The sequence below is a fragment of the Streptomyces sp. NPDC002896 genome (assembly GCF_040295225.1).
In the GTDB taxonomy this organism is placed as follows: Bacteria; Actinomycetota; Actinomycetes; order Streptomycetales; family Streptomycetaceae; genus Streptomyces.
On record NZ_JBEOVA010000001.1, the window covers coordinates 63,120 to 88,793 of the forward strand.

The following is a 25,674-nucleotide window of genomic DNA, read 5'->3' on the forward strand; positions in this document are numbered from 1 at the left end:
GCTGAGCGGCCGGCTCGGACCGACGGCTCACGGCTCGAGGAGCGGCGAGCGACGGGTGGCGGCCTGGGATTCGGTGGGCAGTTCGGAGACGGAGGTCCCGGCGGCGGGGGCGGGCCGGCGGTCCTGGAGGGGCACGAAGGGCGGGAGGCCGTCGGTCTCGCCGAGGAAGACGTGTCGTACGACGCGCTCGGCGGCGTGCCCGTCGTCGTAGGGGCAGAAGCGCCGGCGGAAGGCGGCGCGGTGCTGGGTGGAGCGGGGGCTGCGCCAGGTGCCGGTGGCGAAGACGTCGATGAGTTCGTCCTCGGTCTGCGCGATGGGGCCGGGCGGGAAGGCTCGGAGGTCGAAGTAGGTCCCGCGGGCTGCTTCGTAGGCCTGCCAGTCGTCGGCGTAGACGACGATGGGGCGGTCCAGGTTGGCGTAGTCGAACATCAGCGACGAGTAGTCGGTGACCAGCACATCGCTCGCCAGACACAGGGATTCGAGGCGCGGGTGGTCCGAGACGTCGATCAGCTGTGACGTTTCTGCACTGACGTCGACAAGGTGTGACGTTTCTTCACCTGCGACAGATGTGTCGTAGAAGTAGTGGGCGCGGGTCAGCACCGTGAAGCCGGGGCCGAGGGCGCGCAGTACCCGCTCCAGGTCGAGCGAGCGGCGTTGGGTGCGGCGGTAGTCGCGGTGGGTGGGGGCGTAGAGGATGGCGACGGAGTCGCTGGGGATGCCGAGGGTCCGGCGGAGTCGGGCGACGTCCTGGGCGGTGGTGTGCTGGTAGATGTCGTTGCGGGCGTAGCCGTACTCGAGCGTGGTGTAGCGGGCTGGAAAAACGTTTCTCCAAACGAACGTCGAATGAGGGTTGGAGGAGAGCAGGTAATCCCACTTGTCGGCGTTGGCCATGAGCTGTGCGAAGTCCATGCCCCGTGCGGCGGCGGGCCGGTCCATCAGGTCGAGGCCCATGTGCTTGAGGGGGGTGCCGTGCTGGGTCTGGAGAAAGACCTGGCCCCGGCGCTTGACCAGTCTGCGGTCGAAGTTGACATTGTTGACGAGGTACTTGGAGCGGGCGAGCGCGCTCCAGTACGCAGCTGTGCCGGGCGTGAGGCATCTCGTGGCCGGAGGCACGGACTTGTGGTGCCCGGGACGGGCGATCCAGGCGGTGCGGATACCGGGCACCAGTTCGCGGGCCTTCTCCTCGATGGCCGCGGGGTTGCAGCGGTAGCCGCGGTTCCAGTAGGCGGAGAACACGGCGTGGTTCTCGCGCAGGGGCAGGCGCAGCTGGATGCGGTAGTGGATCCGGAGCGCGACGGCCCTGAGCGCGCGGCGCAGGGCTCCGGCGAGGCGGCGGGCGCGGAGCCGGAGGGCGGTGAGGGCCGTCAGTGCGCGGTAGGTGCGGTGCGCGCCCAGGCGTACCAGTGTGTGCCGGACCCTGGAGCGCCACCTGGCAGGAGCCGCGCCGGGAGTGTGGTGGCGGCGGCAGTGGGTGCGGGCCTGGCGCAGGAACGCGGCGCGGCGGCCGCGGGGGAGCCGGCCGCGGGCCAGGAACACCGTGCTGAAGTGGTCAAGCATGCGTGCGAAGACGACAGGACGCAGGCCCGCGTGCTCGGGGTGTGCGTCGAAGTGGGCGAAGACCCGGTCGTACTGCTCGAAGATCTCGAAGTGCCGTGGGCTCGGGGTGCGGGTGATGGCTCCGTGCCTGCGCTGCCGGTAGTGCACGCAGATCCGGTCGAGTGCGGCGATCGTCTCGGCGGTCAGCAGGACGGGGTAGGTCCACGAGACGTCCTCGTAGTAGCCGGGCGCGAAGGCGAAGCCCCCGCGCTGGAGGAACTCGCGGCGGTACGCCTTGTTCCAGACCACATGGAGCAGCTTGACCAGGCCCGGCCTGTCCGCGAGCCGGAAGACGGCGGGGCCTTCCTCCGCGAGTACGGCCGCGAACCGGTCGCGGGCCGTCCTGCCGGTCCAGTACGTCCGCACATAGTCGTAGACCAGGACATCGGGCTGGTCCGTGTCCTTGATCCGGTCCGAGATCGCCTGCAATGCGTGAGGGGTGAGTGTGTCGTCGCTGTCCAGGAAGATCACGTACTCGCCGGTTGCGCGCTCGAGACCGGCGTTGCGGGCCGGACCCAGGCCGAGGTTCTCCGGCAGATGGACCGCGGTGACGCGCGGGTCGCGGGCCGCGAACTCGTCGACGATGGCACCGCTGCCGTCGGGTGAGCAGTCGTCGACGGCGATCAGCTCGAAGTCCGTGAAGGACTGGCTCAGTACGGACTCGAGGCATGCGTGCAGGTAGGCCTGCACGTCATACACGGGGACGATCACACTGAACCGAGGCAAGGTACGTCCATAGGTCGTAAACGGCATATAGCGCTGAAACGACCGATAGAGTGAGTGAGTTACGCCGGATTGCGGCATACGGGGGAATCGGAGGGGGAGACGCGCGCCGGCCCGTGTCACTCGCAGGCGGTAGCCCGGCCGGTCTTCCGCGTTGGAGCCGTCCGAGAATTCGCGCCGGCTGCGCCGCCGTGAGCTTCGTGGGCGCGCCCGGCCCGTCGGACGACGGTTCGTCGGGCCCCGTGCCGAGGCAGGGCTCCCGGGAGCGGGGGGCTCGGTGCCGCCGCCCGGGCTTGCGGATCGCGGGCCGTCGCTCAAGCACTCATTGCCGGGCCAGTCGGTCAGAAAAGTCATAGCCGCCCGAACAGTGCTTACGGTGCGTAACGGGGAATCGTTTCTGCCTAACCCACCGGAGTGGATAGCGCTCAAACACCGGAAACTCCCGTCAGGGAACGGCGGTTGAAGGCAGGCCGACGCTCTCGTTCCCGAACGGAGACTGTCCATGAGCGGGTCCAACCTGTCGATCCCGGCCGCCCGGCCCGTGATCGGCAATGCCGAAATCGAAGCCGCCGTACGGGTGCTGCGCAGCGGCCGTGTCGTCCAGGGGCCCGAAGTGGCCGCCTTCGAGGAGGAGTTCTCCGACCTGGTCGACGGCCGCGCCTGCATCGCCGTCAACTCCGGCACGTCCGCACTCCAGCTGAGCCTGATGGCGCTCGGCATCGGACCGGGCGACGAGGTCGTGGTGCCGTCCTTCTCCTTCGCCGCCACGGCCAATGCCGTACGCCTGGTGGGCGCCGAGCCCGTCTTCGCGGACATCGACCCCCACACCTTCTGCCTCGATCCGGTCGCCGCGGCCTCAGTGATCGGACCGCGCACCGCGGCGCTGATGCCTGTGCACCTGTACGGACACCCGGCGGCCATGGACCGGCTGATGCGGCTGGCCGAGCGCCACGGGCTCGCCGTGGTGGAGGACGCCTGCCAGGCGCACGGTGCCGCCTTGCACGGCCAGCCTGTCGGAACGTTTGGGCAGGCTGGCTGCTTCAGCTTCTATCCGACGAAGAACATGCACTCCCTCGAGGGCGGCATGATCACGACCGGCGACCCCCAGATCGCCCGGGTGCTGCGGCTGCTGCGCAACCAGGGCATGGAGCAGCGGTACGCGAACGAGATCGTCGGTGCCAACATGCGGATGACCGATGTCGCGGCGGCCATCGGCCGTGAGCAGTTGAAGCAGCTTCCTGCCTGGACCGAGCGGCGGCGGGCCAACGCCAAGGTGCTCGACTCCCTCATCCACGGGTTGCCCGTGCCGCAGGTGGCGGACGGCGCCCGGCACGTCTACCACCAGTACACGGTGCGCATTCCCGACGGCCGCCGGGAAGCGGTGCAGCAGGAGCTGGAGCGGAAGGGCATCGGCAGCGCGGTGTACTACCCGACGCCGATCCACCGGCTCACGCCCTATCTGGACCCGGGCCGGCCGCCCCTGCCCGAGACCGACCGCGCGGCCGCCGCGGTGCTCTCGCTGCCGATCCACCCCACCCTCGGGCAGGCGGAGCTCGAGCGGATCGCCCGGGACGTGAGTATCGCCGGAGGTGCCCGGTGAGTACGCACACCCTGCGGGCGGGGCTCATCGGCCTCGGGGCGATGGGACGCCACCACGCCCGGGCGCTGTCCTCCCTCGACGGCATCGAACTCGTCGGCGTCATGGACCCGGCGGGAGACCCCACGGGCGCGAGCCGGGGCGCTCCCGTCGTCGCCACCCTGCCCGAGCTGGTCGCCCTCGGCCTCGACTACGCCGTGGTCGCCTGCCCCACGGCACTGCACGAGGAGATCGGTCTCGGCCTGGCAGCGCACGGCGTGTCCGCGCTGATCGAGAAGCCGCTCGCGCACTCCGCCGCGGCGGCCCGCCGGCTCGTCGATGCCTTCGACCAGGCCGGACTCGTCGCGGGAGTCGGGCACATCGAGCGCTTCAACCCGGCGCTGCAGAGCCTGCGGTCACGTCTGGAGGCGGGCGAACTCGGCGAGGTGTTCCAGGCGGTCACCCGTCGGCAGGGACCCTTTCCGCACCGCATCGCCGACGTGGGCGTGGTGAAGGACCTGGCGACCCACGACATCGACCTCACCGGGTGGCTGACCGGCTCCGAGTACGCCTCGGTGACGGCCCGCACCGTCTCCAAGAGCGGCCACCCGCACGAGGACATGGTCGCGGTCGTCGGTGACCTCGCCGACGGCACCATGGTCAGCCATCTCGTCAACTGGCTGAGCCCGCTCAAGGAGCGGTTCACCGCCATCACCGGCGAGCGCGGCTGCTTCATCGCGGACACCCTCACCGCCGACCTCACCTTTCACGCCAATGGCGCCGTGCCCATGGAGTGGGAGGCCCTGAGCGCCTTCCGCGGCGTTTCCGAGGGCGACATGGTCCGGTACGCCATCCCCAAGCGCGAACCGCTGCTCGTCGAGCATGAACGGTTCCGCGATGCCGTCGACGGCAAGACCACGGACATCGTCACTCTCAGCCAGGGGCTCAGGACCGTCGAGGTCGCGGAAACGGTCCTCGACTCGGCACGACGGCGGGTCTCCCTGCCGTTGCGGAGCCCGCACCCCGCCCTGGCCGTGGTCACACAGCGCTCGTGACAGCCGCGCACCCGACGCCCGGTGTCCCTCCCCGGCCCGCGCAGGCCCACCACCGAAAAGAAGTGTGAGGTTTTTCTTCGTGTATCAGGATCTGAAAGTCGCGGTCGTGGTGCCGGCGTACAACGAGGAGAAGTTGATCGCCCGGACGATCAACACCACGCCCGACTTCGTGGATCACATCGTGGTGATCGACGACGCCAGCAGCGATGCGACGGCCGCCGAGGCGATCGGCACGGGTGACGCGCGTCTGGTGCTCATCCGGCACGAGGACAACACGGGAGTCGGCGGAGCAGTCTGCGACGGGCACAAGGAGGCACTGCGGCTGGGCTGTGACGTGTCGGTCGTGATGGCCGGCGACGGACAAATGGACCCGGCCTATCTTCCCGTCCTGCTCGACCCGATCTGCGACGGGACCGCTCTCTTCACGAAGGCGAACCGCTTCTACTCTCGCGACTCCTATCGCGGGATGCCGAAATACCGGATTCTCGGCAACGTCATCCTGTCCTTCATGACCAAGCTGGCGTCCGGGTACTGGCACCTGTTCGACCCGCAGAACGGCTACACCGCGATCCACCGGGCAGCCCTGAAACGGTTGAACCTCGACCGTGTGGCGAAGGACTACTCGTTCGAGAACGACCTTCTGATCAACCTGAACATTCTTCGGATCCCTGCCTGCGACGTACCGGTTCCCGCGGTCTACGGGGACGAGGTGTCAACCATGCGTATGCACAGAGTCATTCCCGCGCTGATCGCCCAACTGACCCGCGGCACCTGGCGACGCATCCTTCTGAAGTACGTCGTCTTCTCCTTCTCACCGATCGCTCTTCTGCTCATGGCGGGACTTTTTCTGCTCGTCTTCGGCAGTGCGGCGAGCACCTGGGTGCTGATCCACACCCTCGGGCCCGGCAGCGCCAGCGCCGGAAGCGTTCTGCTCGCGTCCCTGCCGATCCTCACCGGAATTCACTTTCTCATCGGCGCTCTCATGCTCGACATCCAGGAGAGCCCGGACCGTCTGGCCGCCACTGCCGGGGGCCTGGACTGGAGGAATCGATCCAGCTCTCGGGGCGGCACTCTCGTGACCCCGACGGCGAGCGGCAGCACCTCGCCTTCGATCCCGCCGTCTCGCCGCTGACTTACGCCCGCGGCCACGAGGCGCCCCGGGAGCCGGGCACCGGCCGGCTCCCGGGGCGCGTGTGTGTGGTGGCCGCGGTGCGGCGGTTCATCTGCCCTGGCCCGTAGGCCGGGGCAGAGACGATCCTGCTCGGTTCGCCAACGGCTCGGAGACCTCCGTGAGGACGCCGTCCTTCTCCGCGTGCAGGACGCCGGTGCGCGGGCACTCCCAGATCCCGGCCGGGCCCGGGAGTTCACGCAGCCGCTCGCCCGCGCGCCCGACCCAGCCGATACGGCGGGCCGGGACGCCGGCGACGAGGGCGAAGTCCGGTACGTCGCGGGTGACGACGGCACCGGCGGCGACCATCGCCCAGCGGCCCACGCGGACGGGGGCCACGCACACCGAGCGCGCGCCGAGCGACGCGCCCTCGGCGACGGTGACCCCCACGGGCTCCCAGTCGCCGCCTCGCTTGGGCCGCCCTTGGGGGTCGACCGAGCGCGGGTTGTGGTCGTTGGTCAGCACGACCGCAGGGCCGACGAAGACGCCGTCGCCGAGCTCCGCCGGCTCGTAGACGAGGGCGTGGTTCTGAATCTTGACCCCGGCGCCGATCCGGACGCCGGGGCCGACATAGGCGCCCCGGCCCACCACGCAGTTCTCGCCGAGCACGGCCTGCTCACGGATCTGGGCGAGTTCCCATACGGCGGTGCCGGGGCCCAATGCGGCCGACTTGTCGATCTGCGCACCGGCTGCGGCCCGGACCGGCACGACCTGCGCTTCACTGTTGTGCTTCATGTGCTGTGGAACGACCCAACGGGCGTCCGGGTGCGGGGAATCGGCGTTCGCCGCCCATCGCGCTCACGTGGCTCGGCAGCCGGTCACGTCGGCCACGATCTCGGTGTCGTTCCAGCCCGTACCCAGCGCGGTTCCCGCCCCGCCGTTCGCCCAGGTGGTGGTTCCCCCCAGCGGATCCAGATGGCGGTACCAGAAAATCGTGCCCGTGCTGTTGCGGGCCAGCAGGATGCCGGCACCGAAGGAGGCGAGTTTGGTGAACCCGCCCCAACCGGTTCCGACCGTGACTCCCGTGCCGTTGTTGGCCCAGCTGGCACTTCCCTCGGTCGGGTCCAGGTGGCGGTACCAGCGCAGTTGCCCGTTTGCCGCCGCGCCGTACAGGACGCCGTTTCCACTGGCGGCGATGCGCTGGAAGCTGTTCCATCCGGTGCCGATCTGGCGGCCCATGGCATTGTTGGCCCAGCTGACCTGGCCGGCTGCGCCCGTGTACCGGTACCAGTAGAGCTTTCCGTCCGAGGCCATCGCGTAGATCACGCCGTCCCCGCCGCCGAGGACGGTGGTGAACGACGACCACCCCGTGCCGATCACCGACCCGCTGTTGGGGTGCCAGTCGGCCGGGTTGGGGCCGTCGTAGTTGTTGTCCTTGTGCCACAGCAGAGCGCCGGAAGGCGTGATGGTGAAGATGACCCCATCGCCCCCGGAGAAGGTTTTCGTGGCACTCCACGTCGGACTGATCACCGTCTGGTTCCACGTGGCGTTGCCCGTCATAGGGCTGCCGTGGGTCCAGCGTCGCAGTTTGCCGTTGTCGTCCACGTGGTAATTGCTGACCGCCGGGTCCGTGCAGGTCGTAGCAGCGTGGGCAGGCGTGCCTGGCGCGCTGAGCGTGAATACTGCGGCCACGAGCGCACTGCACGCGGCCCTGCGAATGCGTCGTGTTCTGTCGCTTTGGAACATCCGATTCTCCACGAGTGCTGGGATCGCCGACTGTCAGGGGCAGACCGGTGCCACTTCGAGGCTGGTTCCGGCTGCGCTGGTCAGGACCACTCGGAAGCAGTGCCCTAGATCGCCGAATAGGGTGCCGAACCCATGCTGCTGGTATTGCAGCGGGCCGACGTTCTGCGGGAGTGAGGTGAAGCCGTTGTTCAGATCCACGTAATGGATCTGGTAGCTTCCCAGGCCGTCCTGCTGGGTCACGTCGTAATTGATGCCCGTGACATCCTGGACTTCCTGTGCGGTGGCGCACAGCCGGGCCACCCCGTCCTGTGCGCAGACCGTGTCGCCGGCGTATGCGGGGGCGACAGGCAGGGCAACTCCGATAAGGACAAACGCGAGCACTGGGATTTTTCGCATGCCCGTCCATTTCCGTCTTTAGGACCGTGGTCGAGTTCTGTTACCAGTCGGATGGGTATTGGGCGCATACGGGGCCGAGAACGAGGCAGTCGGCTTCCCCGGCCCCTTCAGGGCACACATGGAGAGTGAAACAGTGTCCGAGGTCGCCGTAGAAATAGCCGACGGCCGCCTTCCCTGGATCCACCGGAACCGTGTGGTGACCTGATTCAGGTCCCCCGTTCACGTCCACGTACCACACGGTGTAGGTCTCCGGCTCGGCACCGCTGTTGGTGATGTCGTACTGGATACCGGAGACATCCTGGACCTGTCGTGCGGTGACGCAGGCCTGCAGGCTGCCCAGCTCTCCGCAGTCGCTGGTCGCCAGCGCCTGCTCTTTCTCCTTCCCACCCTCTTTTTCCTTCCCACCCTCTTTCTCTTTCCCGTCCTCTTTCGCGGGCTTCGCGCAAGCGGCCGAGGCGGGAAGGCTCAGCCCAATCGTCGCGGCCGCGGTGCCGATCAAAACGGCGCGGCGCGAGATCTCGTCCATTTCCTCTCCTCTCCCTCTCTCCTCTCCGTCAGCGAACGGACGCCAGCCTGCGAGCTGCCGCGGGGGACGCGGCCGCTGGGGCGAGCGGAGGGTTGGTGGCCACCGCCCATGTGAAAACGTTCCGCAGGATCTGCTGAATCGCGGCATCGTTCGGGATAGCGCCGTTGAAGGAAAGGGAACTGGCTGTGAACACCCAGCCGTTGTTGGGCTTGGGCAGGTAGATCATTTCGGCGCCGCCGCCGGAGTTCAGACCTTCGGCGATGAGTACCGATCCGGGCACCGAACCGGGCCGGCGGTCGACTTCCCAACCGCTGGCCGCGCTGTTGTAGGCGACGCTGCCGAAGTTGCTTCCCACGCTGAGGCCGGTGCCGGCCAGGAAGGGATGGTTGTTGCGCACCTGGTACGGCGAGAACGTCATGAACGACGGGGAGTAGAAGTTCACGCCCAGGATCTGCGATTCAGGCAGAGGCGGAGGCGGTACGCCCTGCCTATAAATATCCCGCGTGCCATCGGGTCGACGAAAGATGACCGCAAGACCGTTCGCCGTGTACTGCATCCGCTCGTAGATTCCGTTGCCGCCCAGATAGATGATGCGGCCGCCGGCGTTCTGGAAGTTTACGACGTTGTCCCGCGCGGTCTGGGTGAAATACTCGGGATGGGTGGTCAGCACCAGCGCCTTGTAATTCGCGACGGACAACCAGCTGGCGCCCGTCGTATGCAGGTCACGGTCGGTGTAGCAGTCGAAACCGATGTCCTGCGGAGGTGCGGACATCCACTGAAGGAGCAGCAGGTCGCTGTACAGCAGGTGGTCGATGATGCCGGTCGCGCTGATGAAGGAGTTGTCCCAGGAGGTTCCCATGTTGGGGCGCTGAAACGAGACGGTCCGCTGTACACCGGATTGACCAGCCGTGTATTGGTTGTGCCCGCCCCAGTAGTTGTAGGCGTTATATGTGTTCGTGGGCACCAAGACGGCGACCTTCGGCGGCGATAGCGGCGGTGGCGGCGATGACGGCCGCACCACGAACATCACGTTGTGTTCCTTGCCCTGGGGTGATTTCAGCTGTGATGCATACACACCCGAAGGCCAGACGCCCGGGTCCGTCCCCACGCTCACCGAGAATGATGGATTCCACCCGCACCCAGCGCTGTGGTATCCGCTCTGCAGCAGCTGGAACTGCCCGGTCCGCGTTGTGGGCGAGGTGACGACCCCGGGGTCGGGAGCAAGGCGAAGAGTGGAGGACGTGTACGAGGAGAACGTCGTGGAAACGTGAATGCTGAGACTCGAGCCCTGCGGAGTGGACAGCGTGGTGGGATAACCCTGCAGCGCCGCAGAATTCTCGCGGGTGAAACCGCTCCCGACCACGGCGCCGGACCCGCTGGCAAACTGGACACCGCTGGTGTTCACGGTCTCGGAGTTGAGGAGTCGGTACCACTGGAGTTGCGTGTCGGGACCGGGCGGGTTGGTGGTGCTCGTCGCGACCTTGTAAATGGCGCCCGAACCGTTGGAGAAGATTGCCCTCTCGAACGGACCAAGAATGCCGAGGTCAATGGGGGCCCCGCCGTTCGCCCAGTTGAACCCTCCTGAGCCGAGATATCGAAACCAGCGGAGCGCGCTGCCGTGCCGTGTTCCGTAAATGACCCCGTTCGGGTCGGCGAACAGCTGGGTGTAGGTCTGCCACTTCGTGCCGATCGTGGACCCGGAAGCCGCCGCCCAGCTGAAGGAGCCGTTCGTGCCGGTGTATCTGTACCAGCGCAGGTTTCCGTTGCCGTCCTCCGCGAAGAAGACGTTGTTCCATCCGCCGATGACGCGAGGGAAGTTCCACTGGGTTCCGATGCGCGTGCCGCTTGCCGAGTGCCAGGTCCCCGCACCGGTGTTGATGTTGCTCAGGATGTATCGGTACCAGAGCATGTCCCCGTTCGGCAGGATCGCGAAGATCTGTCCGTCGGCGGCGGCCAGCACCAAACGGAATTTCTGCCATGCCGTGCCGATGAGCCGGCCGGTTCCTGAATTCGCCCAGGAGGCAGGGGTGCCGGTCGTCCAGTTGATGTGACGATACCAATAAAGGTTTCCGTCGGACTGAATGGCGTAAATGATTCCGTTGCCGCCGGGCACAAAACTCAGGAACCGCTGCTGAGGGTCGTAAGCCACGTCGCCTGATGCCCCCTTCAGGAAACCTTGATTACGTTTCAGGTAAACCGTCCTGGGCATGTTTGTGCGTCGTTGATCCCGGCGCAAGAATCGACACGATCCCGTCGGGTTGGGGCTGGTCCGAATGGCATAAATGGAGAAACGATTCGCCGCACCATGTCCGCTCTGCCATATCCAGCTCATTGGATATATCCGCCGCCCCCATTCGGCCGCAAAAGCGCCCTGACACGACTGCGGCCCTGGCCACCGTCCTCGGACGGAGCCAGGGCCGCAGTACCGTACGTCAGCCTTGTGTTGCGTCAGTCTGTGTTGTGTCAGCCGTGCGAGCGGCGTGCCTGGCGAATCATCCGGGTCACGACCGGGGGCAGCAGATCGACCGCGATCCGGCGCGGCAGAGAGCGGCCCTTCCGCCTCTCGGGGGGTGCGGGGATGCGGGAGACGACCACGTCGGGTGCCGTGATCCTCCCGCGTGCGGCACGCACAACGCTGTGGCCCGCCAGATGCTGGATCTCCGGGCGGCACTCGGGGATGGTCCGCAGCTCCTCCAGAAGCGCCTCCCTGAGTGGTGCAGGGTCGCCCCAGGTGCCGTAGAGCTTGTTGGACGACAGCATGACGGGACGCAGGCCGTGACAGAGCACCGCTTCCCAGGTCGCGGCCGCGACACCCGGGGTGTGGTCGGTGCGGTAGTCGTCGAGGACGACGATGCCGTCCTCGCGCAGCGCCTTCTTCGCCGTCACGATGTCGCCTCTCACGTCCTCGTACATGTGCGAGGCGTCGATGTGGACGAACCGGCACGAGTCCTCGGCGACCATGGAGGCCAGGACATCGGTGCGTGCCTCGACCAGCTCCGGCAGGGTGTCGTGGAAGGCCAGGTAGTTGGCCTCGAAGGCGCGACGGTTCAGTGTCTTCTGGTAGAAGGCCTTGGCCGCCTTCTTGGTGTAGCCGTCATCGGAGCCGAAGAGATCGCAGACGGTCATCTTCTCGCCGGGGCGCAGGAACGCACCCATGACGATGGTGCTCTTGCCGAGGTAGCAGCCCATCTCAAGGAGGTCCCCGGGGGGATTGTGCGGGGTCTCGCGCCCCAGGAACCAGGCGAAGAGGCGCTGGTCGAGCGGCCAGAACCAGCCCGGTACCTCCTCCAGGGAGCTGGGCAGGGGCGGGGTGGCCTCCTGGCCGGTGGTCGCTTCGCTGCTGGTCATCGTCATCGTGGTGTTCTCCGACAGGATGAAGGTGATTAAGGGGCGGGGATCGTCGGGGGTGGATGGGCCGGCGGGCTCAACGGCCGACCGGCGGGGCTGCGGTGGCCGTCACGCGCCGTCCCGGAGGGCGGAGAGTGGGGCCTCGCGGGGCTGTCGCAGGTCCTGCTGGGGAATGGCCGACAGGGGGTACTCCCGGCCGAGCATGACCAGGGACACCACGCGCGCGGCCGCGTGCCCGTCGTCGTATGTGCAGAACCGCTCGCGGAAGTCGCTGCGCAGGGCCCCGGAGCGCTCGTCGCGCCATGCTCCCGAGGCGAACAGCTGCGCCAACTCGGCAGTGCTGGTGGTGACATGGCCCGGCGGTGCGGCGAGCAGATCGAAGTAGGTGCCGCCAGCCGCCTGGTACGCCTCCCAGTCGTCGGCGTGGACGATGATCGGGCGGTCCAGATTGGCGTAGTCGAACATCAGGGACGAGTAGTCGGTCACGAGGGCGTCGGAGGCGAGCATCAGGTCCTCGACCGAGGGCTCGTCGGTGACGTCGAGCAGGAGTCCGCGCTGCTGGAGGTCACGCAGCTGCAGACCGCGGATGCGAGCCTTCGCGTACCGGGGGTGGAGCCGGACGAGCAGGGTGACCATGGGGCCGAGCTCCCGCACCAGGCGGTCGAAGTCCAGTCGCGGCACGTACCACTGGCGGTGGTCGCGGCGTGTCGGGGCGTAGAGCACCACGATGTTGCCGTCCGGGATGCCCAGCCGTCTGCGTACGGCGGAGGCGGCCCGCTGCTTGTCGCCCCTCACGAGCGCGTCGTTGCGCGGCGCGCCGGTCGGCAGCGAGGTGAAGCGGCAGGGGTAGGCGCGGTCCCAGATCTGCTCCGCGTACGGATTGGAGACCAGGCTGTAGTCCCAGCGGTCGGCACCGGAGAGCATCGTCCGCACGTTGACGCGGTGCGTCGCGGCCGGGTGGCCCACCAGGTCGACGCCCTGGTGGCCCAGCGGCGTCCCCACGTGGGTGTGGACATGGATCTGACCGGGGCGCTTCACCAGTCCCTGCGACCAGTTGACGTTGTTGACGAAGTACGTTGCGCGGCTCATCACCCGGTGGTAGCCCGGTGTGTCCGGGGTGACGTAGTCGACGCCCTTCGGCAGCCCCGCCACGGCGCCCGGCCGCACCACCCACACCGAGCGGATGTGCGGGGCCAGCGTCCGGGCCGCCTGGTGGATGGCCGCCGGATCGCCGAGTACACCGCGGTGCCAGAAAGCCGAGTACACGGCGAGGTTCGGGTCGAGCGGGTGCAGGCGCTGGGTCCGCGCGATGGTGCGCTTGAGCTGTCCTACGGTGGCCTTGCGCAGCTCGCGCTTCTTACGTTGGGACGCATTCCGCAACCCCTTGGCCAGTACGCACATCTGGTAGACCGAATAGGGGCTGCCGGCGAGCAGCCGCCACTGGACGCGGTAGGCGTCGTCGGGAGGGGTGAAGCCCTCCGGCTTGTAACGCCGGTAGAACTCCGCCGTCCTGCGGTAGAAGTCCGGCTGGTCCTCGGGCAGTACCCGCTCGGTGAGCCGCATCGTCGCCAGGAAGTGGTTGATCATCCGCTCGAAGAGCAGCGGCCTCGTCTCGTCCAGCTCGGGGTGTTCGTCGAGGAACGCGAACAGTCCGGCGTACTGCTCGAAGATGTCGAAGTGCCTGCGCCCGGGGGTGCGGGTGATCGCGCCCTGCCTGCGCTGCCGGTACTCGACGCAGACCCGGTCGAGACACGCGATGCGGCGGGCGCACACCAGCGTCTGGTAGGTGACCGGTGCGTCCTCGTAGAGGCCCGGCTGGTACGTGAAGCCGTGGCCCGTGAAGAAGTCCCGCCGGTACGCCTTGTTCCAGGCGACGAGGAACAGGTGCAGGTACTGCGGGCTGCCCAGGATGTCGAACGTGTCCGTCCCCGCCGACGCCAGCAGGTCCGCGGTCGCGCTCCGGCCGCCCCAGCCCCACCACTGGCTGCGCACATGGTCGAAGACGAGCACATCGGGGTCGCCGGTGACCGTGAGCCGTTCGTCGATCGCGCGCAGGGCGTCCGGCGTGTAGCAGTCGTCGCTGTCGAGGAAGAGCAGATAGTCGCCGGTGGCGTGGCCGACGCCGGCGTTGCGCGCCCGGCCGAGACCGACGTTCTCCGGCAGGTGGACCGCGGTGACGCGGGGGTCGCGGGCCGCGTACTCGTCGATGATCGCGCCGCAGTTGTCGGGTGAGCAGTCGTCGACCGCGATGACCTCGATGTCGGTGAACGACTGCGTCAGGATCGAGTCGAGGCACGCGCGCAGGAAACCCTGCACCTTGTGGACGGGGACGATGATGCTGAAACGGGGCACGGGCTCTTCCACGGGTCGTGACGGACGGGTCGGGCAGCTCGGCGGAACTCAGTGCTGCCGTGCGGGCGGTGGCCGGGGCGAGCCCCCGGCGCGGACGAATGCGGTCACGGGACCTGTTCCACATGCTTCGGTGAGGTGGTGGACGGCAGTGCTCTGGACGCCCGGGGCGGGACGACGCCGCCCACCGTGGCCCGCACGGCGGGGATCAGCGACAGACAGAGCACACCGATGAACATGGGTGCGGTCATATAGCGGAAGCACGGCGCCGGGTTGGCGGCGAGCACGGTGAGCTGCACGCCGAGGGTGACGCCCGCCAGGGCGAGCAGCGGACGGCAGCGGCGGGCCCGGGTGAGCAGGGCGACAACGATGTAGGTGGCGTAGGACCAGGTGGCGCCGCGCCAGAAGAGCCACTCCAGCTGCGGGACGCCGAACGCGGCGCGGCCGAAGGTGGCGGCGTGGTTGAGGGCCTCGGACGGTGGCCGGGCCTTGAGCACCGGCAGGTACGGGCTGTCCTTGGGGAGCCCCCAGTTCCAGACGGCGAATCCCCACAGGTCGGCGCGGATCGCGGTGTCGTAGGTCCACGTCCTGGCGCCCTGGTCCGGCGGCCCGGGGAAGACGGCCCAGGCGATGTGGGACCGGCACAGCCGTGCGCCGATGATCTGCTCGGGGGCCTTGCGCAGGGTGCGCCACCACAACTGCACCAGCGGCTCGGTGAGTCGCTTTGCCGCGGCCTGGTTCAGGGCGGGGTTGTAGTAGAACAGGTCGGAGACGTAGCAGTTGGACCCGGGGCCGCGCCAGTGCGAGAGCGGCGCCACCTGGGCCATCAGCCGCAGGTCCTCGGGGGTGAACAGGCCGGGTTTCCGCGAGTAGGCCACCGCGAGGTCGGCGTAGTGCAGGTTGTAGACGAACGTCTTGCCCGCCGGCTCGACGCCGGCCGCCGGATAGATCACGAGCATGAGCGCCATCGTCAGGGCCGTGGTGGCGGCGGCCAGTGCGGCGATCAGGCGCCGGGCCCCGGGCAGCGCCAGGAGCAGGGCCAGCGCCGCGACCACGGACACCGGGAATCCGTTGTTGCGGAAGAGGCCGACGCCCAGGAGCCCGGTGCACAGCAGCAGAAGCTCCGAGCGGCGCAGACGGCCGTTCCATGTGCCGTGCATGCGCCTGCCCAACAGCCGTACCGCCACCGCGAAGACCAGCACCGCACAGATCGTGAACGGCACGTCCTTCCACACGAAGACGATGAACGACCCGAGCGGCGGGGTCACGGCGCAGGCCACCGCGGCCGGTGCGCTCCACCGCCCTCGTACACCGAGGGTTCGCAGGCCTGCGCAGGTATAGGCGAGCACCGCGGACATCGCGATCGTCTGCAGAAGCGTCAGCGCCCAGAGATCCCCCGTGGTGTTGAGGGTCAGCCAGACCAGTGAGCTGTAGAGCACGGAGTGGTCGGAGCGCCAGTGGTCGGTGGTGACCTGCCAGACGTAGACCACCGAGTCCTTGGTGATCAGGCCCGGGAAGAAGGCCGCCCACCACAGCAGGTAACAGGCCTGGCAGGCGAGGAAGACCACGAGCGGCAACCGCAGCGCCGGAGGTACGCGGGACCAGAGGGCCCGGGCCTTCGCGACCGCCGCCACGGGGCCCCCACCGGAACGAAATCGCTGTACCTGAAATGCTTGCCGACTGCCTGACGCGGCCAACCACCCCATCGGGCCCAGCCGTTCGCGACCGACGGGCCGCGAGGTGCCGGTGGCCGCGGTTGAGGCAGCGGACGAGGTGTCTGACATGGCGGAGTTCTCCTGGGCGTCGGACCGGAGCAGCGAGCGGAAAGTGAGCAGAAGGACGAGGGCGGCGGTCCAGGCCGCGGCCGTGAATGCGAGCTCCGCGCCCCGCAGCGCGTCGCCGGTGAGCGCCGGGAGGGCGAGAAGCAGACACGAAGCGCATGACCAGGCCAGCACTTGGGCCCCGCGGCGGCCGGCTGCGACCGCGGCGTTGCCGAGCAGCAGGGCCAGCAGGAACCCGGTGGAGCCGAAAGCCAGCAGCACGAAGTCGGCGGTGTGCAGCAGCGGTTCGGCGGCGAACAACATGACGTTCGCCATCGGGCCCAGCAGTGCGCACAGCAGCATCCAGCCCGACGCGACACCGGTGACCAGAGCCGCGCTGGTCAGCAGGGCGCGGCGGAAGCCGGCCGGGTCGTGCCGGGTGTGGGCATGGGTCAGCCGCACCAGCAGTGATGCCTGCAACGAGGCGACCAGGAACTGCGGGATACGCACCAGCACGAGCCCGTACAGCAGCGCCGAGGCGAGCGCGGCCCGGTCCGGAGCGAGCAACCTCACGGTGATCACCGGGGCGTTGGCAACGCCCTGGCTGAGCAGTGTGGAGATGATCAGTGCCCCGGCACCCGCCCCGAGTTCCCCAGGCAGAGGACTGGGTCCTGGCGCGGCGCGGCGCAGCACCGCCGGCAGCACTGCCAGCGAGGCCAGTACGGGAGCGGCGGTGAGGACCAGCGCGTACGCCAGGGCGGAGCTGTTCCCGGTGGCCGCGAGCACAGCGGTCAGTGCCAGCCGCAGCATCGCGTCGAGGGCCAACTGGGCGCCGTACCCGGAGAACACCCCCAGACCGGCCAGCACACCGCGCGTCCCGTGCGCGCAGGCGAGCCCGAGCAGGGCCCCGCCGAGCGCGGTCACCAGAGTGCGGTCCCCGGCGAACAGCGCGTCGGCGAGCGGAGAAGACGCGAGCATGAGCAGGACGAGGGCCGCGCAGGCCAGTCCGAGCGTGCCCGCCGCCCCCCGCCGCACCAACGGGCCCGTACCGACAGCCCGTGCGTGCCGGTCCGCGATCGCCCGGGTCAGCTCCTGCTCCAGCGGAAAGAACAGGCCGATGCCCACGGAGAAGACGATCGCCCAGAAGCCGGAGAACGAGTCTCCGGCTTCCTGGCCCAATGCCCGCCCAGTGAGCGCCAGTTGTCCGTACGAGGCCGCGGCATTGATGAGTGTCCCGGCCCCGACCACCGCAGTGCTGCTGAAGGAGGTGAGTGCACGGGGGTGCACGACGCCGCTCGTCTCTCTGCCCTCGCTGCTGTGTGTTCCGGCGACCTTGGCTGGCTCTCGTGTCGCCGGGAATTCCGCACTGTATCTACAGCAAGAGGGGAAAAAGGTGAGAGTGGTAGTGAACCATTCGAATGGCTCTGAAAAAGGGTGACTTGAGTGCCCGGCGGCTCGTTGACGCGTAGGGCCGGGGTTCATCGTGAGCCCGCTTTCCACAGCAGGAGTTCGCTGCCGCGTGCGGCGACCCGCTCGTATCCGGGGCCGAACGGTGTCCGCTCCGATGCGCGGTCGACGAGGATCCAGTCGACGTCGTAGTGGCGCAGGATCGCGTCGCGCCGGGCCGCCGTCGTGCCGGTGGCGAAGAAGGCGCGGGTGGCCGTCCAGCGGCGCTTGCGTTCGGCGGCCGGCACCGCCGGGTCCGGAAAGACCGGGGCGACGGTGTACACGCCGTATCCGGGGAGCATGCGGACCGGATGGTGGGCCATGACCATCACCACGTCCCCCGGGCGCATGTGCCGTACCGCCCACTCGTAGCCCGGCCAGGCGTCGCGTTGCTCCACCCGCGATGTGAGCGCCGTCGGCAGGGCGCGCTCGGGCACGACGAACAGCAGCACCCCGGCCTGCGCCCAGGCGCCGACGAGCAGGCCGGCCGCGGTGAGCACGGCGAGCACCGCACACCGGGCGCGGGCGCGGACCGTCACCAGGTCGACGGCGAGGGCGATCTGGAGGGGCACGAGCGCGGTGGACAGCAGCCTGCCGCACGTGTAGTGGCCGCTGAACCAGCCGTAGGCCACGCCGGCCGCGCTGAGGAGGAACAGCAGCCACAGGGGGTCCAGCCGGTCACGCCGGGCCCGCAGCAGGAGCGAGGGGAGACCCAGGAGGGCCAGCCCGTACCAACCGGCCATGTGCTGGTAGACGGTGAAGTGGAAGGAGTCGAGCAGGCCACCCGTGCCGGCAAGCCGCAGGACGTTGTAGTAGGGCCACAGCAGGACGGCGGTCAGTGCTGTCGTCCCGCACACCGCCAGGCGCCCGAGCATGTGCCGGTCCAGGGCCCGCAGTCGGCCGGCGGCGAGCGCGACGATCCCGAGTACGGCTCCGACCGCCGTGATCGGATGCGAGAGCACCGTGAGGGCGAGCAGCAGCCCCAGACCCGCGTGCCCCCACAGGCCAAGGGGCGGACGCGTGGTCGCGGACCGGCCCAGGGCGCGCGCGGTCAGTGCCCAGACGTGGAAGGTCAGCCCCGCGGTGAAGATGGACGGGAAACTGATGTCCATGGCCAGGTTGAGCAACGACAGGTTCCCGGACCACAGGTAGAGCCCGGGCCCCCACAGGAGCAGCAGAGCGGGCAGAGCCAGTGCCGGCGCCCACGGTGAGGTGCTCAGCGTCCGTACGAAGGCTCGGACTCCGGTGAGCAGCAGCGCGGTGTTGACCAGGGCGCACAGCGGCAGGATTCCCGTCGCCCTGACGTCGGCCGCGCGTGCCGCCAGGGCCGCGGCCACCGTGTACGGCGAGTAGTAGGGGCTCGAGATCGGCAGGTCGATCAGGACACCGCCCGGGTGGAGCAGATTCACCCGCAGCCGTTCGATCGTCGCGGCGTGCTGGCCGAGGTCGTTGCCCCAGGGCACCTTGAAGCAGACGGGCAGGAGGATCGCGAGTACGACGGCCGACACGACCCCGTACGGTGCGACGCGCCGCCGGGTGCGGCCGGGGTGCGGCTGAGAGCCGCGGATCAGGGACCGGATGCCGCGCTGGCGGGGCGGGCTGGTGCGAGTGGGTTCGGTCTGGGTCATCGACGCTGGCGCTCGTCCTTTTCAGGTGTTCCGGCACAGGGCGGCTTCGGCGGCGTACGGGTCCGACGGAAAGCGGAACGACGTGCGCTGCCACGAGCCGGTCAGGTTGCGCCAGAAGCGCTCCGGCGACATGGGCTGCCGGACGGAGTCCTGCAGTTCGGCGAGCGGGCCGCAGCTCAGGGCGTGCCGGGCGGCCGCGACCGCGCCCCGGTCAACGCCGGGCGGCAGGGGGGTGCCGGGATCCGTGTAGTCGGCGATGATCCAGGCGTCGGGCAGACGCTTGTCGTGCCCGGCCTTGCCGATATGGGTCCGCTCCAGGTGGGCGGCCAGGGGGTACGCGAGCCCCTGCGGGTCGATCGAGAGACCGTCCAGCGGGACGACGAGACCGCTGTGGCCGAGCATCACGCGGGTGGCTGCCACCCGGGCGTGGAAGCGCTCGGAAAGCGGCAGCTCCAGATAGGTGCGGTTGAACGAGGTCTCGAGGACGAGAGTGGGCTCCGGACGGGCGGCGGCTCGCTCGACACGCGCCGTGAACGGTGTGCGGATCGCCCGGTGGTCGCGCTGCTCCGTGGGGTGCCGCACTCCCGTGAGGTGCTGGTATCCGGTGTGCTGATCGAAGATCTTGAAGTGGGACGACTGCCCGGGTGGGCGCCACAGCAGCAGACAGCACACCGCCCAGATCCCCAGGGCTCCGGCGACCCTCGTGGTCCGCCGGCCCGGTGGCAGTGCCCACAGCGGCAGCATCATCAGCAGAAGCCCGGGCAGCAGCATCCGGCCGTGCATGAAGTCACCGCCGACCCGCACGACGTACACCACACTGAGCGCGCCGGACACCGCGGGTGCGGACACCAGGAGCAGCAGGCGCCGCGACAGGACGCGCCGGGCGGGCAGGACCAGCACGGACAGCAGCAGTGCGGGGATCCACAGCTGGTACGGGAGGACGAAGTTGGCGGCGTAGACGAGGCCGCGCAGCCAGACGGCCTCGGAGGCCTCCTTGGCGAGCCCGGGCAGCGGTACGAGCACGCCGTAGTAGCCCGCGCGGAAGACCTCGTACGCCAGCGGGAGCGCCAAGGCCGCGGCCGCCTGGGCCAGCGCGCTGCGCACGCCCGGGCGCAGCAGCGCGTACCAGACGACCAGGAAGACACCGGTCACCAGGGCCAGATCGGGGCGCACCAGCGGACCGAGCCCGAACGCCGCGGCGGTGAGGGCCCGTCGGCGCCCCGAGGCCGCCCTGGACGCGCCGGTGACCATGAGCCACCAGCACCCGGCCGGCCAGAAGGTGATGAGGCCGGTCTCCAGACCCGATGTCGCGTAGTCCCATACGGCCGCCACGGGCAGGAGCACCAGCACACCGACCGGGACCAGGCGGGCCCCGCCGTGCAGCCTGCGGGCCGCATCGCCCGCCAGCAGCCAGCCCGCCACCGTGGTGACGAGGCCCAGAACGACCGCGAGCAGAGCGGGGTCGGTCCCGGTGACCAGTCCGCCGAGTGCCAGCAGCCACTGCCACAGCGTTCCGGTGGAGGTCTCCGCGCGTTCCCCGATGTTGTGGACGGGACCGTTTCCGGCCAGGATCTGCCGGACGGCGCGCGTGTAGATCAGGGCGTCGTCGCCCACCCAGCGGTGGCTGTATCCCAGAGCGAGCACGGCCGCCGCCGGGACCGTGATCACCAGGGTGTTCCACCAGCGCAGCCTTCGGGCGGCGGCGGGCGCGACCTCGGCCGGCGAGGACGTTCGCTGGGCGATCACGGATGCGGATCGTGTCCCGGCCGCGGCCGACGACTCGGCTACGGCCGACGACTTGGTCAGATCGGGCATGTCAGGGTTCCCGGGCAGGCACGACACGACTCAGTGCCGCACCGGTCCGGTGGGCGGCCGGGGCGGGAATGCGCTCGTGCAGCGGAACGACGGGCGGCAGGGCCTCGGCCGGCTCACCGAGCAGGACCCGGCGGACCACGCGCTCCGCGGCCCGCCCGTCGTCGAACTCGCAGAACCGCTCACGGAACGCGGCGCGCAGCCGCCCCGTCCGCTCGTCCTCCCACTCGCCGCTGAGGAAGACCCGCGTCAGCTCGTCCTGGGTGCGTGCCACGGCGCCCGGCGGCTCGGCGAGCAGATCGAAGTACACGCCGCGCGTCTCCCGGTAGACGTCCCAGTCGTCGGCGTACACCACGATCGGGCGGTCCAGGTTGGCGTAGTCGAACATGATCGACGAGTAGTCCGTGATCAGCGCGTCCGCGGCCAGGCACACCTCCTCGGGCGAGCGGTGCGCCGTGACGTCGATCAACGCGCCGGAGTGCTTGGCCTCTTCGAGGCCCGCGGTGCCCTCGTAGAAGTGGTGGGCGCGCAGGAGCACGACGAACTCGTCGCCGAGCGCGGCGCAGAACGCGGCGAGGTCCAGCTGCGCGGCGAAGTCCTTGCGGTAGTCGCGGTGGGTCGGCGCGTACAGCACGGCGATCCGGTCGTCGGGGACACCGAGGCGCCGCCGGATCGCGGCCACGTCCTCGGCCGTCGAGCTGTAGAACGCGTCGTTGCGCGGATAACCGACGTCGAGGCTCTCGTACGCACCCGGGTAGGCCCGCTCCCACACCTCGGTTGAGTGGCGGTTCGACGAGATGTTGAAGTCCCAGCGGTCCACGCGGTGCAGCAGCTTGCGGAAACTGCCGGAGGCCGCGGCCGCCGCCGGGAACTCCACCTGGTCCACGCCCATCCGCTTGAGCGGGGTGCCGTGCTGCGTCTGCACATGGACGGTGCCGGGCCGCTTGCGGACCGCCATCTCGAAGTTGACGTTGTTGAAGGTGTACTTGGCCGTGGCCATCACCTCCCAGTAGCGCGGACTGCCGATCACGACGCTCTCCACGCCCTCCGGCATCTGTGCCGCGTTGTCCTCTGCGACCAGGAAGACCGTCCGGATGTGCGGGGCCAGGCGGCGGGCCGCGGTGGCGATGGCGGCCGGGTTGCAGGTGTAGCCGCGGCCCCAGTACGAGGAGAAGACGGCGAGGTTCTCGTCGACCGGCCGCGTGAGGAACGCCTGATACGGATCGTCGTACCGCCGCCGGAGCCGCCGGATGCGGTCCCGGGCGGGCTGCACCGTGCTGTCCAGCCCCCGCTTCGTGCCGCGCAGTGCGCGGAACGCCACGTGCGAGCCGGACGCCAGCAGCGCGTGCTCCAGTCCGAGGTGCCCGCGGGGCCGCTCGTGGCCGACAGGGCGGTGCTGCCGGTAGAGCCGGCTCGCCCGCTTGAAGTACCGGCGCCTCAGGGCGGCGTCCGGCAGTCGCCACGGGGACGCCGCGGTACTCAGCACCTCCTGCGCCATCCCGTCGAAGAGCCTGCCGAGCAGCGGCGCGTACGGCTTGAGCTCCACGGCCTGCCGCATCACGGCGTCGAACCGGTCGAGCAGGTCCAGGTGGTGGGCGCCGGGCGCGCGGTTCCTGCTGCCCTGGCGGCGCAGCAGATGGCGTACGCAGACCCGGTCGAGCAGGGCGATCCGCTCGGCGTGCAGCGCGGCCGCCACGATCCACTCCATGTCGGTGAACATGCCGGGCGGGAAGACCAGTTCGTGCCCGGTCACGAAGGTGCGCCGGCAGGCGGCGCTCCAGGCGGGCACCAGCACATCGGGCAGGGCGGAGTGCTGCTCCACCGGCACGGCTCCGGCCGGCGCGCCCTTCCACAGCCGCTCGAGGGCCGGCCCCTTGCCGCCCGCGTACCAGTGCACCCGCTCGTGGTCGAAGAGCAGCAGATCGGGGTCGCCGGTCTCCTTCAGCCGGGCGTCGATGGCCGCCAGGGCGTCGGGTACGAGTGTGTCGTCGCCGTCGAGGAAGAGCAGGAACTCGCCCTCCGCGGCGGCGATTCCGGCGTTGCGGGCGCCCGCCAGGCCGTCGGCGGGCGGCGACTGGACCACCTTGATCCGCGGATCGGCGTCCGCGCGTGCGGCCACGATGGATCCGCACAGTCCTTCCGGGTCGCTGACGACGGCGATCAGCTCGATGTCGGCGAAGGCCTGGCCGAGCACCGAGTCGAGACAGCCGGGCAGGCGGCCCCCGGTCTCATGGGTGGGAACGACAACGCTGAAGCGGGACAAGTCACCCTCACTCGATCGGGATTCACGCAAATCGGGATTCACGCGGGGCCGGCGGTCAGAAGCACGGATGCCGACGGCTCCTGCCGCGGTCCGAAAGCCGTGGGGACCGCCGCCGGCTGCCGCCTCTCCAGGGGCACGACGGACGGCAGGCCCGCCGTCTCGCCGAGGAACACGTGCCGTACGACCCGCTCGGCGGCGCCCCCGTCGTCGTACGGGCAGAAGCGCTCGCGGAACGCGGCCCGCCGCTGGGCGGCATGCGGGCTGCGCCATTCGCCGGTCGCGAAGATGTCGATCAGCTCCTCCTCGCTGAACGCGATCGCGCCGGGGGAGAACCTCCGCAGGTCGAAGTAGGTGCCGCGGGCCGCCTCGTAGGCCTCCCAGTCGTCGGCGTACACCACGATCGGGCGGTCCAGGTTGGCGTAGTCGAACATCAGCGACGAATAGTCCGTCACGAGGACGTCGCTCGCCAAGCAGAGGGACTCGACGCTGGGGTGGTCCGAGACGTCGATCAGCCGGGACGAGCCCTCGGCCGCGAGCGGCGTGCCGTGGAGGTGGTGGGCGCGGGCGAGCACCGTGAAGCTGGGGCCGAGCGCATGCAGCATCCGGTCCAGATCGATCCGGGCGTGCTGGATGCGGCGGTAGTCCCGGTGGGTGGGGGCGTACAGGACCGCGACCGAGTCCCGGGGGATGCCGAGGGTCTCCCGCAGCCGGGCCACGTCTCTGCCCGTCGCCCGCTGGTAGACGTCGTTGCGCGGATAGCCGTACTCGAGCGTGGTGTACGCGGCGGGGTGGACGCGTTCCCAGACGAGCGTCGAGTGGCGGTTCGCGGACAGCACGTAGTCCCACTTGTCGCAGTTGGCGAGCATCCGCCGGACGTCCGTGTCGCCGACGGCCGCGGGCCGGTCAAGCAGGTCGAGGCCCATGTGCTTGAGCGGGGTGCCGTGCTGGGTCTGCAGGAAGACCTGGCCCCGGCGCTTGACCAGCCTGCGGTCGAAGTTGACGTTGTTCACCAGGTACTTGGAGCGGGCGAGCGCCGTCCAGTACGCGGCCGTGCCGGGCGTGAGGCGGCGCGCGGCCGTCGGAACCGTGTGGTGGTGCGCGGGGTCGGCGATCCAGGCGGTGCGGAGGCCGGGCACCAGTTCGCGGGCCTTCTCCTCGATCGCCGCCGGGTTGCAGCCGTAGCCGCGGCGGCCCCAGTAGGCGGAGAACACCGCGTCGTTCTCGCGCAGCGGAAGGCGCCGCTGGATGCCGTAGTGGACCTGGAGCGCGGCCCCCCTGACGGCCTGGTCTGCGGCCGAGGCGATGCGGCGGACGCGGCGCTGGAAGGCCCGTGCGGAGCAGACGGCCCGGTAGGTGCGGTGCGCCCCCATGCGGACCAGGGCGTGCCGGATCCTGGTGCGGGCGGGCGGAGTCGCACCCGGAACGCGGTAGCGGCGGCAGTACGTACGGGCCTGGCGCAGAAACGCGGCGCGGCTGCCGCGCGGCACCCGGCCCCGCGCCGTGAACACCGAGCTGAAGTGGTCGGTCATCCGGCGGAACACATGGGGCCGCCACTCGGCCAGTTCGGGATGCGCGTCCAGGTAGGCGAAGACCCGGTCGTACTGCTCGAAGATCTCGAAGTGCCTGCTCCCCGGGGTGCTGGTGATCGCGCCCTGCCTGCGCTGCCGGTAGTGCACGCACACCCGGTCGAGCACCGCGATCGACTCGGCGGTCAGCAGCACCGGGTAGGTCCAGGAGACGTCCTCGTAGTAGCCGGGCGCGAAGGCGAAGGCCCCGCGCTCCAGGAACTCACGGCGGTAGGCCTTGTTCCAGGCCACGTGCAGGACCCGCAGCAGTCCCGGCCGGTCCGCCAGGGTGCACACCGGGGGGCCCGCCTCGGTGAGCTGGGCCCTGGCGCTGTTGGGAACCGTCGTGCCGGTCCAGTACGTCCGCACGTAGTCGTAGACCAGGACGTCGGGACTGTCCGTGTCCTTGAGCCGGTCCGAGATCGCCTGCAGCGCGTCCTGCGCGAGCGAGTCGTCGCTGTCCAGGAAGACCACGTACTCGCCGGTGGCACGCTCGAGACCGGCGTTGCGGGCCGGACCCAGGCCGACGTTCTCCGGCAGATGGACCACGGTGACGCGCGGGTCGCGGACCGCGAACTCGTCGACGATGGCACCGCTCCCGTCGGGTGAGCAGTCGTCGACGGCGATCAGCTCGAAGTCCGTGAAGGACTGGCCCAGTACGGACTCGAGGCAGGCGTGCAGGTAGGCCTGCACCTTGTACACGGGGACGATCACACTGAACCGAGGCAAAGCGCATCCATGGGTCGTCAGCGGCATATTGCCCGGAAACGAGTGCTG

16 protein-coding genes are annotated in these 25,674 nt (G+C 69.5%); 3 read left to right on the top strand and 13 right to left on the bottom strand.

The features are described from left to right. Window positions 1-27 precede the first annotated feature (27 nt). Window positions 28-2,322: a bifunctional glycosyltransferase/CDP-glycerol:glycerophosphate glycerophosphotransferase gene (locus ABT009_RS00240; RefSeq protein WP_351287636.1), complete on the bottom strand. Its 2,295-nt coding sequence runs from the start codon at window positions 2,320-2,322 to the stop codon at window positions 28-30. Window positions 2,323-2,821: 499 nt separating this feature from the next. On the opposite strand from ABT009_RS00240, the gene ABT009_RS00245 reads away from it, so the two are divergent. The 3 genes from ABT009_RS00245 to ABT009_RS00255 all read left to right on the top strand — a co-directional run bounded on the left by ABT009_RS00245 (window position 2,822) and on the right by ABT009_RS00255 (window position 6,082). Next, the gene (locus ABT009_RS00245) at window positions 2,822-3,919 is read left to right on the top strand and encodes a DegT/DnrJ/EryC1/StrS family aminotransferase (protein ID WP_351287638.1); all 1,098 of its coding nucleotides are present in this window, start codon (window positions 2,822-2,824) and stop codon (window positions 3,917-3,919) included. After that, complete coding sequence (locus tag ABT009_RS00250) at window positions 3,916-4,950, top strand: Gfo/Idh/MocA family oxidoreductase (protein WP_351287640.1); 1,035 nt, start codon at window positions 3,916-3,918, stop codon at window positions 4,948-4,950. The genes ABT009_RS00245 and ABT009_RS00250 overlap by 4 nt, the downstream gene beginning before the upstream one ends. Before the next feature lie 79 nt (window positions 4,951-5,029). Further along, a complete protein-coding gene (locus tag ABT009_RS00255; RefSeq protein WP_351287643.1) occupies window positions 5,030-6,082 on the top strand; it encodes a glycosyltransferase family 2 protein in 1,053 nt (350 codons plus the stop codon). A gap of 87 nt (window positions 6,083-6,169) precedes the next feature. Here the strand turns inward: ABT009_RS00255 and ABT009_RS00260 are convergent, their stop codons facing one another. The 12 genes from ABT009_RS00260 to ABT009_RS00315 form a co-directional block, all read right to left on the bottom strand. Beyond that, window positions 6,170-6,853, bottom strand: a complete 684-nt coding sequence (locus tag ABT009_RS00260; protein ID WP_351287645.1) for an acyltransferase — start codon at window positions 6,851-6,853, stop codon at window positions 6,170-6,172. Window positions 6,854-6,916: 63 nt separating this feature from the next. Further along, complete coding sequence (locus ABT009_RS00265; RefSeq protein ID WP_351287648.1) at window positions 6,917-7,750, bottom strand: tachylectin-related carbohydrate-binding protein; 834 nt, start codon at window positions 7,748-7,750, stop codon at window positions 6,917-6,919. Between the two features lie 87 nt (window positions 7,751-7,837). Further along, window positions 7,838-8,200 (bottom strand): hypothetical protein, encoded by a 363-nt coding sequence (locus tag ABT009_RS00270; RefSeq protein WP_351287651.1) that lies wholly within the window; start codon window positions 8,198-8,200, stop codon window positions 7,838-7,840. 40 nt (window positions 8,201-8,240) lie between these two features. Then, window positions 8,241-8,726: a hypothetical protein gene (locus ABT009_RS00275; RefSeq protein ID WP_351287654.1), complete on the bottom strand. Its 486-nt coding sequence runs from the start codon at window positions 8,724-8,726 to the stop codon at window positions 8,241-8,243. Between the two features lie 28 nt (window positions 8,727-8,754). Then, window positions 8,755-10,935: a N,N-dimethylformamidase beta subunit family domain-containing protein gene (locus ABT009_RS00280; RefSeq protein WP_351287657.1), complete on the bottom strand. Its 2,181-nt coding sequence runs from the start codon at window positions 10,933-10,935 to the stop codon at window positions 8,755-8,757. Between the two features lie 254 nt (window positions 10,936-11,189). After that, window positions 11,190-12,074: a class I SAM-dependent methyltransferase gene (locus ABT009_RS00285; protein ID WP_351287659.1), complete on the bottom strand. Its 885-nt coding sequence runs from the start codon at window positions 12,072-12,074 to the stop codon at window positions 11,190-11,192. A 108-nt stretch (window positions 12,075-12,182) separates the two neighbouring features. After that, complete coding sequence (locus ABT009_RS00290; protein WP_351287662.1) at window positions 12,183-14,426, bottom strand: bifunctional glycosyltransferase/CDP-glycerol:glycerophosphate glycerophosphotransferase; 2,244 nt, start codon at window positions 14,424-14,426, stop codon at window positions 12,183-12,185. Between the two features lie 104 nt (window positions 14,427-14,530). Continuing rightward, window positions 14,531-17,470, bottom strand: coding sequence for a hypothetical protein (locus ABT009_RS00295; protein ID WP_351287664.1), 2,940 nt, complete (start codon window positions 17,468-17,470; stop codon window positions 14,531-14,533). Window positions 17,471-17,661: 191 nt separating this feature from the next. Next, complete coding sequence (locus tag ABT009_RS00300) at window positions 17,662-19,257, bottom strand: hypothetical protein (RefSeq protein WP_351287667.1); 1,596 nt, start codon at window positions 19,255-19,257, stop codon at window positions 17,662-17,664. A 21-nt stretch (window positions 19,258-19,278) separates the two neighbouring features. Next, on the bottom strand, window positions 19,279-21,072 hold the full coding sequence (locus ABT009_RS00305) for an arabinofuranosyltransferase AftB family protein (RefSeq protein WP_351287668.1): 1,794 nt from the start codon (window positions 21,070-21,072) through the stop codon (window positions 19,279-19,281). A 1-nt stretch (window position 21,073) separates the two neighbouring features. After that, the gene (locus tag ABT009_RS00310; protein ID WP_351287671.1) at window positions 21,074-23,332 is read right to left on the bottom strand and encodes a bifunctional glycosyltransferase/CDP-glycerol:glycerophosphate glycerophosphotransferase; all 2,259 of its coding nucleotides are present in this window, start codon (window positions 23,330-23,332) and stop codon (window positions 21,074-21,076) included. Window positions 23,333-23,370: 38 nt separating this feature from the next. After that, on the bottom strand, window positions 23,371-25,626 hold the full coding sequence (locus ABT009_RS00315) for a bifunctional glycosyltransferase/CDP-glycerol:glycerophosphate glycerophosphotransferase (protein WP_351287674.1): 2,256 nt from the start codon (window positions 25,624-25,626) through the stop codon (window positions 23,371-23,373). Window positions 25,627-25,674: the final 48 nt, after the last annotated feature.

Coding starts and splice junctions, on each gene's coding strand:
- ABT009_RS00245 (WP_351287638.1), top strand. CDS start 2,822: ATGAGCGGGTCCAACCTGTCGATCCCGGCCGCCCGGCCCGTGATCGGC.
- ABT009_RS00260 (WP_351287645.1), bottom strand. CDS start 6,853: ATGAAGCACAACAGTGAAGCGCAGGTCGTGCCGGTCCGGGCCGCAGCC.
- ABT009_RS00270 (WP_351287651.1), bottom strand. CDS start 8,200: ATGCGAAAAATCCCAGTGCTCGCGTTTGTCCTTATCGGAGTTGCCCTG.
- ABT009_RS00275 (WP_351287654.1), bottom strand. CDS start 8,726: ATGGACGAGATCTCGCGCCGCGCCGTTTTGATCGGCACCGCGGCCGCG.
- ABT009_RS00280 (WP_351287657.1), bottom strand. CDS start 10,935: ATGCCCAGGACGGTTTACCTGAAACGTAATCAAGGTTTCCTGAAGGGG.
- ABT009_RS00285 (WP_351287659.1), bottom strand. CDS start 12,074: ATGACCAGCAGCGAAGCGACCACCGGCCAGGAGGCCACCCCGCCCCTG.
- ABT009_RS00300 (WP_351287667.1), bottom strand. CDS start 19,257: ATGACCCAGACCGAACCCACTCGCACCAGCCCGCCCCGCCAGCGCGGC.
- ABT009_RS00305 (WP_351287668.1), bottom strand. CDS start 21,072: ATGCCCGATCTGACCAAGTCGTCGGCCGTAGCCGAGTCGTCGGCCGCG.